The sequence below is a fragment of the Silvimonas sp. JCM 19000 genome, assembly GCF_054652575.1.
Genome location: NZ_BAAIHC010000075.1, coordinates 1 through 332, shown reverse-complemented (window position 1 = coordinate 332; position 332 = coordinate 1). Strand labels below are relative to the sequence as shown.

The following is a 332-nucleotide window of genomic DNA, read 5'->3' as shown; positions in this document are numbered from 1 at the left end:
CCATTCATGTGCACCAGGCCGATGTCGTCCAGCTGCTGGTGGCCGGTGTAGCCGCGGCCGGTGCCGGCGTTGGTGGTATCGCTCCAGTCCACTACGATATTGCCGGCGGCGTCGTAGTTGCCGTCGGTATAGCGGCGTTTGCCGAACGGGTCGTAGGCATAGGCGGCGGTCAGTGTGCCGGCCTGGTCCGTGGTGGCGGCAATCGAACCCTGGAAGTCCTTGTGCCAGTACTCGACCTTGTTCAGCGCAATGCTGCTGATCGAAGGCACCGTCAGCGCCCCAGCGGTCAGGGTCGGCACGGCGCCGGTGCTGGCCAGCATGCCGATCGCTTC

1 protein-coding gene is annotated in these 332 nt (G+C 65.7%); it reads right to left on the bottom strand.

The genetic code is table 11. From position 1 onward, the window contains the following. Window positions 1-332: hypothetical protein (locus ACYQ1A_RS21825; protein WP_499365826.1), on the bottom strand; the 332-nt coding region annotated here is incomplete at both ends.